Raw genomic sequence first — 9,220 nt, forward strand, 5'->3', positions numbered from 1 at the left:
GTGAAAGAAATAGAAATTAGAAAGAAACATTCAAACCCAACAAAAATGTAGCAAATGATACATCATCGGTATAAATGTTACCATTGTACTCAGGATTAAATCCTTTGGTATTTGTGAATACAAAAGGGTTGTTTGCCTGAGCATATATCCTGACATAACCCAGTCCCAAAGTACTCAAGGCATTCTCAGGAAGAGTGTAACCCAAGGTAATGTCCGAAATTCTGACGAAATTGGCTGACACTACAGAAAAAGAATCTCTGCTGGCACCAGGCCCGGCTCCCTGATAACCAAAATACGTATTGGAAGGATTGGTAGTAGTCCAGTAATCCAGAGTTGCATCGTGGTTATATCGGTTGTTGCCAGTATCTCCAAATGTTCCAGTCAAATAACCACTTTTCCATTTCACTCCCTGACGGGTGTACATGAAAAAGGAGAAATCAAAGTTCTTATAATTGACCATATTGCGAATACCCATAAGGAAACTAGGGGTTTCAGATCCAACAATTACACGGTCATCATCAGCAGAGATAACACCATCTTTATTTTGATCTACCACTTTTACCTGGCCGGGCTTGAATCCGAAACTAATCGCTTCGTCTTCTTCATCCAATTGCCATATTCCAGCTGTTTCATAGTAGTACAATGCTTTTACTGACTCTCCTACAAATCTATTGTTTCCAATATCCTGAGTAAGGCCTCCAGTCAGCTTAGTTACCTTATTGTTGTTTTTGGTGAATGTAATGTTTGTATTCCAGGTGAAGTCTTGCTTAGAAATGTTGACTGTGCTCAATACAATCTCTACTCCTTTATTTTGTATTTCACCTACATTGGAAAGAACATCAATAAATCCTGTTGATCTTGGAAGTTTATCTCCCAAAATAAGGTCAACTGTTTTTCTGTTATAAATTTCAATAGAAGAAGTAATTCTATTATTCAAGATTCCCATATTGATACCAAAATTGAGTTCTTTACTCCTTTCCCATACCAAATCCTTATTAGACAGATTATTGATTGAGTACCCATTGGCAGTGGAACCATCAAAATCATATTGGGTTTGATTAATAGTAGATTGAGTCTTATAAGGATCTACAGCAGAAGTAGTCCCCACTTCACCATAACTTACCCTTAATTTCAAATCAGAAAACATATTGGTATTTTGAATAAAGTCTTCATCACCCAGACGCCACGCTAATGCTACAGATGGAAAAAATTGCCACTTATTGTCAAGTGCTAATTGAGATGCCCCATCTGTTCTTCCTGTCACTGTCAGTAAATACTTATCTTTGTAAGCATAATTGATCCGACCCATGTAAGAAAGTAATGCCCTCTCCTCCAGATTAGTTGACCAGTCTGTCACTGTACCATCACCCAAATGGTACCACAATGAAGGATATGGCAAATCCTGTGCAGCTATGTTTGAATCCTGAACCCTTTGCTGAAATACACTTTGTAACCCTGTTACGGTCAATCCATGATCACCGGAATTCAACTTGTACGTCACTGTATTGTCAAGGGTATAAGTTGAAACTGCCTTAGTTCCCAAACTTGCCCTGGGCAAGCTTGTAGATTTTTGAGATTTGGTATAAGTACCACGAAACTCTCCATCTTGCTTGTTGGAAATGGAAGTTGAAATAGAAGTTCTAAATGACAAACCCTTTATAGGCGTATAATCAATGTATGCATTGGCCAGTAAAGCCGAAGTACGCTGCTCTCTCTGATAATTTTCAGGCTGTGCTTCTACTACAGGGTTCAGTACCTGGTTGTCATTAATTCCCATAAATACTGAATACCCGTTCCAATCTTTATCCCCTGCTGCATCTGATGCCTGCAGGTCTTTGGTATAAACAGTTCCTGTTGGCCGTGCTCTGAAAGCTGAACGCAATGTTTCTAAAGAAGAAAGTGCCTGCTTACTGAATGTATAATAAGAGGTTAAACCTACTTTCACCTTATCATGCACTTTGCTTTCCATACCTGCCTTTATTGTATATCTCTTAAATGAAGTATGAATGGTATTTCCACCTTCGTTCAGGTAACCCAGTGAAAAATCATAGGTAGTTTTTTCAGTCCCTCCTGTTAACCCCAGAGTATGTCCTGTTTGAACCGCTGCATCTGTAACCAAATCAACCCAGTCTGTGGTTTGCCCAGAATTGACCAACGCAAGTTCACTGTCTGTTGGAGATCGGCTATTTCCCAGACTATTGCCAGTCTCTTGTTCGTACAAGTCAAATACATGATGGGCAAATTGCTGTGCTGTTTGAAAGGTTGGCATGTGTGCCATTACTTTGGTACCAAGATAAGAATTATAAGTGATTTTAGGCACACCCGACTTTCCTCTTTTAGTAGTAATAATAATAACACCGTGAGCACCTCTTGATCCATATATGGCAGTTGAAGAAGCATCTTTCAATACATCTATTGTTTCGATATCATTAGGGTTCAATATGTTCATGTCGCCTCCCATTACTCCATCTATCACTACCAATGGCTCACTGGATGCCTCAAAATTACTTAAGCCTCTAATGTCAATATTATATCCCTCTCCCGGGTTGTTACTGATCTTATTGATGTTGACTCCCGCTACTTGTCCCTGAAGAGAAGCCGCAGCTTGAACCGGATTTGATCTTACAATATCCACAGACTGAATGGAACCAACTGCCCCTGTCAAGTCTCTTCTGTTTACTTCACCATATCCTACTACCACAATCTCATCCAAAGCAGTAGCATCAACTTCCATCGCCAAATCAATTTTAGTTCTTGCTCCAACCACTATTTCCTGAGTCTTATACCCAACATAGCTGATCATTAAAATTGATTCTGCAGAAGGCACATCCAATTTGTAGTTACCATCAAGATCTGTAACGGTACCAGCTGTTGTTCCCTTAACAACAATACCTGCCCCAGGTAATCCGTCTCCATTTTCGTCTGTGATTTTACCGGAAACCTCAACATCGGATATGCTTCTTTCAAACTCCAACACATCGGCGGTATCATCCAGTGATTTAGTTACATGAATGGTCTCATTAACTCTGCGGAATTTAAGGTTTGTATTCTTTCCGATTTCCAATAAAATATCAGCTAAAGATGCCTTCTTAGAATTGGAGATTTCAACCTTCTGGTTGCCAATCACATTTCTTTTGTAAGAAAATGTGAACTCTGTAGCGCTTTCAATTTTTACAAATGCCTCTTCTATTTTTGATCCATTCAGATCAATATTTAGAAAAACATCCTTAATACTATTTTGTCCTTCCACTTCCTTTGCAGTGATAATGGAAAACAAAACAGTTTGTAGAACCATGCCAAATAGGGTGTACCTTGACATAATAATTAGTTTTTTTAGTAAATTTGTATTCATTACTCTAATGTTTTGGTGAATAGTTATCAAATAATTTAGATGTTCAATACACGTGATGCTGTCAGTCATTCCCCAATGTTTGTTCAGCATCATGTGTTTTTTTGCTTTAAATTAGCTTGTGTTGTCTTTATTCATAGTCTTTAGTTTATCGTTACAACTTTATTGTCAATTTTAAATTCGAAATTAAAAACGAAGCTTATTCCTTCCAGCACTTCTTTCAGCGACTTATTATCAAATACTCCGGTATAATCTTTGTCATTGTTTAATTTTTTATCCAAAACAAAAGTGACTCCATACCACTTAGCCAATTCTTTTGTTATCTGATTGATATCACGATTTTTAAAGGACAATACCCCATCTTTCCACGCCAGTTCATCCAATTTATCAAAGGACGTCATTATCAATTCGTCCGATGTTTTAGAATACACAGCCATTTCATTTGGAAGTAAAGTCAACTCATTTTTCTTGCCATTCAGTACATCAGAAGTAACTGCCACTTTCCCGGACGCAACTGCTACCTTAATAGCATTAGAAGCAACATAGGCTTTAATGTTGAAACTCGTTCCTAAAACTCTGGTTTTCAGATTGCCTGAAGTAATGGTAAATGGCCTTGAAGGATCTCTTGCCACTTCGAAAAATGCTTCACCTTCCAGTTGCACTTCTCTCGAATTTGCGGAAAATGTTTCAGGAAATAATAGCTTACTATTGGAGTTTAATTTAATCCGGGTTCCATCTGTTAGAGTAATTGTTGATTTCTGGCCAACAGGACAAAACTTTTCAATCATTTTGACTGGGATAGACTCTGATATCCCTTTTTCATTTGAAGATTCGGAAGTAGAATTCAACAACACAGATACAGCCAATATAGCAGCAATTGAAGCTGCAACAGCCATTTTATAACGGCCAAACTTTCTTACCGATGATTTTTTCCCTTCCTTAGCAGCTACCCCTCGTTCAATTTTCTTCCATAAATGTCGCACCTCTTCGTTTGCTGGCAAAGGCTCCTTGACTCCCATGGAAAGAATAAGTACCCGAGCCTTCTCTATTTCAGGTTTCTTATCAGGATTTTGATCTGCCCAATTTTCCCAAAACAACTCGCTTTCACGGTTTTCTTTTTTTACCCAGGCACTAAATCCAGGAGCTTCTAAAAAATCTTCAGCCTTATAGTTACTGTACATATATCCCATATTTATGTAATGACATAGAATGTCTAACAGGAAGAATACATAAAATGATTTTTTGTACTCTTTATTTTTGATAAAAAAATAAAAAAAATGGAATATGTCTTAAATGAGCCTTTAGAGAAGCAAAATAGAATCAATTGATAGGAATGATTCCTAAATCAACAGAGAAAGAATAAGTAAAAGCTGAGAGAATTGCTTCCTAAGCAATAGAAGAGACTTGTGCATCAGGTTTCTCGCAGACTGATAGTTGATGGTCATTACATCTGCTATCTCTTCATAGCTCAGTCCGCAGTGATATTTCAGATATATCACCTCCTGCTGTTTTTTTGTGAGTTTATTTAGTTCGTTGGAGAGCTTATTTATCAGTTCAGCGTTATCTTCAGAGTTAATAAGTTTTTCTTCTGAACCAAACTCAATATTGAAATCATATTTTTCAATTTCAAAATTGCGATCTATTTTAATATGATTTTTCGAAGTAACCCGAATCATTCTTCGTCTCAGGGAGGTCAGCAAATACGGTCTGATTGCATCGGTATCTCCAATGATAAACCTTCTTTCCCAAATGGTCATGAATAATTCCTGAATGCAATCTTCAATTACTTCCTTATCCTTACTGAATTTACCACCATACATATAAAGTATTTTTATATGTTGATTATAGATCAGTTTGAGTGCCTGACTGTCACTTTTCTTTAGCTTTTGCCAAATTTCCACATCAGAAGTCCCTTCCGTTGCAGAGTGATGTATAGTGGAGTGCGCTTCCATAATTAATGAAACAACTAATCAAATATACTCATTCCAAAAATCTTTGCAACATCTGAAACAGGCTATATTTTGAATTGATAGACAAGATTAGATCAGAAAACACTTACTTCCTATTTAAATAATAAAAGAAGCCATCTTCTGCCCCAATTAATAAGTTTGGCTTACCATCTTTATCCCAGTCCACGATGGAAGGACTTGTGGAATGCCCTGCAAGTTTCCTTTCATGCAAGTCACCTTTATTTTTGAATATATTTCCTCCAATATTTTCATACAATTCAGTGTTCTTACTATTTGCCAACAAATCCAGGTCTCCATCACCGTCCCAATCAGCAAAAGCAATCTTGCGACGGCCACTGCCTCCAGCTTCTCTTTTTGTCAACCGTAAAAGACCACTTCCTCCGTCCACATCTGCGTCTTTGAAAATCCTTTGTCCGGGCTTTAAGTACAGCTTTTTCTTCTTTTTGAAACGTTCGAAAAATGACAAATAACCTTCGTGATCAAGCATTACCAAATCCATCAAACCGTCTTTATTCCAGTCAATAGCATAGGGAGTAGTTCTCCACTGTGTGGATAATTCGTCTTTCTCGGGATTCCACCAGTTCCATGCGGGTTTAGGAACTTCATTGCCCATCCAATCCATTTTTACACCTCCCATTGAGGTAAGCTTGGGTGCACCCTTCGTACCAACATTTTTATACCACTCCACTTTTCCCCAAATAGAATTGACTAAAATATCTTTCAGTCCATCTCCATCCCAATCAGCAACTGTCAAAGTGGTATATCCCCATTTGCGCTCACATGGCCCCTGAATCGACCCATTTAGTCCTGCCATTATCCTAATCACTTCTCCGTCTGATTCTAAGTACTTTGGTTCACTCCAGTCTGGCCTACTACTTCCATCCAGGTTTTCGATATAACTAATGTATCCGGCAGAGTTTCCACAGATCAAATCTTCATCCCCATCTTCATCCCAATCAACACTAAATGGGGTAACGAGCGCACCAAATTTCAGGTTGTCTCTTTTTTGTTGTATGTAAACCGGAGACTTAAATATGGGCATATTGTTTTCCACTTTTCCTGTATTTTCTATCAATACCACCCTCCCATCTTCATCACCAACAATCAGATCAATCTTGCCATTGCCGTTCCAATCAAGGGCTACAGGCCGCATCATTTCCAAATCCATTTGTATGATTCCGGAATCGTTTTTTAAAAATTTTGCTTCGGCATATTTTGGATTTTCACGACTTCCAATATTCTCAAACCAGCTAAACTGATCTACAAATTCGCCACAAATCAAATCCAAATCCCCATCTCCATCAAAATCAGCCATATTTGGAGAAGTATTACCATACACATCGATTGGCTCATCTCCTGCACTTATCTTTCCTTTATTTATATATTTTCCATCTTCGTTGATTATCAGGTAAAGGTAGCCCCGCAGGTCTCCATTAGTCCAAACTCCCCGATCGTTAAACGCATTGTCCCAACCATATTCACTCCAGTCATCAATGCCAACAATCAAATCCAGGTCTCCGTCATTTTCATAGTCCACATATTTCCAGTCATTAAAACGTTTTTTAGGAACCTCCTTTAATATTTCTGAAGCATTAAATATTCCAACGGGACGGCTATAACCATATCTTCTGAAATTCTCATATTCAACTCCTGAACCCAACACTCTGGGTTCTCCATCCACATAGGAAATACAAGTGTTTTTCATACCATCTCCTATTCTTACTGCCTTATTGAATACTGGATTACCATTTTCATCTTTTGAAACATTTTCGAAATAAAAAGTACCATTATACGGTACATCAGTGCAGGATACAACCAAATCAATATCACCATCTTCGTCATAATCCATAGGTAATGGATTAGCCCATAACCCTACAGCCAGGTCAGTAGTCAAATCGGTATCTTTATACTTCAACCTCTCTAATCCATCTCCTTTGGTTTGACCATAGGCCTGAAAGAAAAACAAAGAACATAGTATCAATAAACCGGATTTCATTTTTGTATGCATTTTATAGTTTTTTATATAACAAGTGTCCTGAAGTTGGATATGAAATTAAAATTTCAAATACTTCAATACTGCTTCATCACCCTTTAGAGCGTTCTTTGGTAATGGGTGTTTGTCATTAAATACCTTCAAATCGTCTTTAGATAGAATAGTAACAAAGTCTTCGCTGTATCCATTGGAATATGGTATATTTCTATACTTCAGATTAAAGTGATGAGAGAAATAGTTATAAACCGCTGACCTTTTTGAGTAACCATAGTCATGCTTTTCCATAGGCAAATGTACATTTTCGACCCTGTGTTCTGCATCGTACAGTGCATACACTTTCTGGATGTAAGGATATTCTATCCGTGGAGTATTTCGTGTCCAATCCTGGCCGTCGCTCACCAACAACAGGGGTCTTGGGGCGCAAAGTGCAGCAATTTCCACATTGTTGGTTTGGTGGTCATTACTTTTATGTATGGGCATACCACTTTCACAAACACACCCACCAAAAAAATGTGCCGACACCTGAACCACCGGAGCTGCCGCTTTTATTCTATCATCAATAGCTGTAAGCACAAAAGTCTGAGTACCTCCACCGGAACCACCAGTCATACCAATCCGATCGGCATCTACATCTGGTCGGGAAAGCAAGTATTCCAGTACCCTCTTGCTGTTCCAGGTTTGCAACAACAAGGCTATGGGAATGTAATGATCTACCTGCAAAGATTCACCTCGTCCTACCATATCGTAAGCAAAAACCACAGCACCCATTCTGGCCAATACAGCACATCTGGTTTGTACGTCTTCGAGCAGGCGTTTGTCTGCTAAATGTCCATGAGGACTGAGGATCGCTGCATATTTATCCTGCTTGAATGTAGGCCTGTATAAATTACCTGCAATGTAAAAACCGGGAAAACTCTCTATAGAAATGTTTTCTACAATATAACCATCCATCTCACGGGTACTGTGAATGAGGGTATTGAAATTTCCGGTAATCTCAGGCATCTTATCGAGTTGCATTCCTTCAATTATGCCTTGTTTGATTCTTTTTGCCCGTTTTTCCCAGGAATCCTGATCATGCCACTCTGTAGCAAACTTTTTCATCATCAGATTGCCCTGATCCTCTGTCCAGTACCTTCCCTGACATAACATATCATTTTGTCCATAGAGATTTATGCTCAAACAGACCAATATCAATAGTGAAAACTGCTTCATGGTTTTATAATAATTGATTTGTAATAAGTGTTGAAACTAAAATAGTATAACCACGAATATACTGGAAAAACCAAAAGAGAAGCTTAGTCTATTCTGGCAATTATTGATGGTGAGATGACCGATTCAGGGACTTGTCCCAAAAAGATACAACGCTTCTGATTTCCCAATACTCGTAGAAAGTCCAGGTTTAAGCCAGGAACTCAGGTACTAACTATAGTTTCAGGAACTTTAACTAGGAAAACCTTGCAGGTCTCTCGCAGACTTGCACCTTCCAATCGAGACAGGAAAACCCACCAAAGGAGAGTTCTTAAAATGGGTCAATTCCAGCCTTTTATTTCTGCGATGTTGACGATAATTAGAAGCACAAAAACAAGGTTGCTGGATCAAAATATACCATCGGATAAATCAAATGAAAACATGAAATTCAAAGTGATGGCAATTAAACATATTGTGATAAGTAGAAGCACTTTTCTTTTTTTATCCATATTTATTTACGTTCTGCGATACATATACTGTAAAGACTTTCCAATCCCCACGAAAATATCCTGACCGATGAAACCCCATTCATTCATAGCATATGTTGAACGAACCTCCTTCGTCGGAAGCCCTTCGGGGAATGCCAAAGAACTTCTAACTTCGGAGTTCACAAAATAAGAATTGAAGTTATGAAAAAAAAGTAAAACAATCATTGAAAAA

The 9,220-nt window shown here is 38.2% G+C and carries 6 protein-coding genes; all 6 read right to left on the bottom strand.

All coding sequences use genetic code 11. The features are described from left to right. Positions 1-16 precede the first annotated feature (16 nt). Positions 17-3,319, bottom strand: a complete 3,303-nt coding sequence (locus tag AAOP42_RS08195; protein WP_349528003.1) for a SusC/RagA family TonB-linked outer membrane protein — start codon at positions 3,317-3,319, stop codon at positions 17-19. Between the two features lie 173 nt (positions 3,320-3,492). After that, positions 3,493-4,530 carry a FecR family protein gene (locus AAOP42_RS08200; protein ID WP_349528004.1) on the bottom strand — a complete coding sequence of 346 codons (1,038 nt, stop codon included), beginning with the start codon at positions 4,528-4,530 and terminating at the stop codon, positions 3,493-3,495. A gap of 159 nt (positions 4,531-4,689) precedes the next feature. Next, positions 4,690-5,301, bottom strand: a complete 612-nt coding sequence (locus tag AAOP42_RS08205) for an RNA polymerase sigma factor (protein ID WP_349528005.1) — start codon at positions 5,299-5,301, stop codon at positions 4,690-4,692. 103 nt (positions 5,302-5,404) lie between these two features. After that, positions 5,405-7,315 (bottom strand): FG-GAP-like repeat-containing protein, encoded by a 1,911-nt coding sequence (locus tag AAOP42_RS08210; RefSeq protein ID WP_349528006.1) that lies wholly within the window; start codon positions 7,313-7,315, stop codon positions 5,405-5,407. 57 nt (positions 7,316-7,372) lie between these two features. Continuing rightward, positions 7,373-8,524: an alpha/beta hydrolase gene (locus AAOP42_RS08215; protein ID WP_349528007.1), complete on the bottom strand. Its 1,152-nt coding sequence runs from the start codon at positions 8,522-8,524 to the stop codon at positions 7,373-7,375. A gap of 491 nt (positions 8,525-9,015) precedes the next feature. Next, the coding region (locus AAOP42_RS08220) for a hypothetical protein (protein WP_349528008.1) at positions 9,016-9,220 on the bottom strand (205 nt) is incomplete at its 5' end.

It is taken from the genome of Reichenbachiella sp. MALMAid0571 (assembly GCF_040151475.1).
Classification (GTDB): Bacteria; Bacteroidota; Bacteroidia; order Cytophagales; family Cyclobacteriaceae; genus CAXBNB01.

Excerpts from the sequence above, each read along its gene's own strand:
- AAOP42_RS08215 (WP_349528007.1), bottom strand. The coding sequence starts at position 8,524 with ATGAAGCAGTTTTCACTATTGATATTGGTCTGTTTGAGCATAAATCTC.
- AAOP42_RS08195 (WP_349528003.1), bottom strand. The coding sequence starts at position 3,319 with ATGTCAAGGTACACCCTATTTGGCATGGTTCTACAAACTGTTTTGTTT.
- AAOP42_RS08205 (WP_349528005.1), bottom strand. The coding sequence starts at position 5,301 with ATGGAAGCGCACTCCACTATACATCACTCTGCAACGGAAGGGACTTCT.
- AAOP42_RS08210 (WP_349528006.1), bottom strand. The coding sequence starts at position 7,315 with ATGAAATCCGGTTTATTGATACTATGTTCTTTGTTTTTCTTTCAGGCC.
- AAOP42_RS08200 (WP_349528004.1), bottom strand. The coding sequence starts at position 4,530 with ATGTACAGTAACTATAAGGCTGAAGATTTTTTAGAAGCTCCTGGATTT.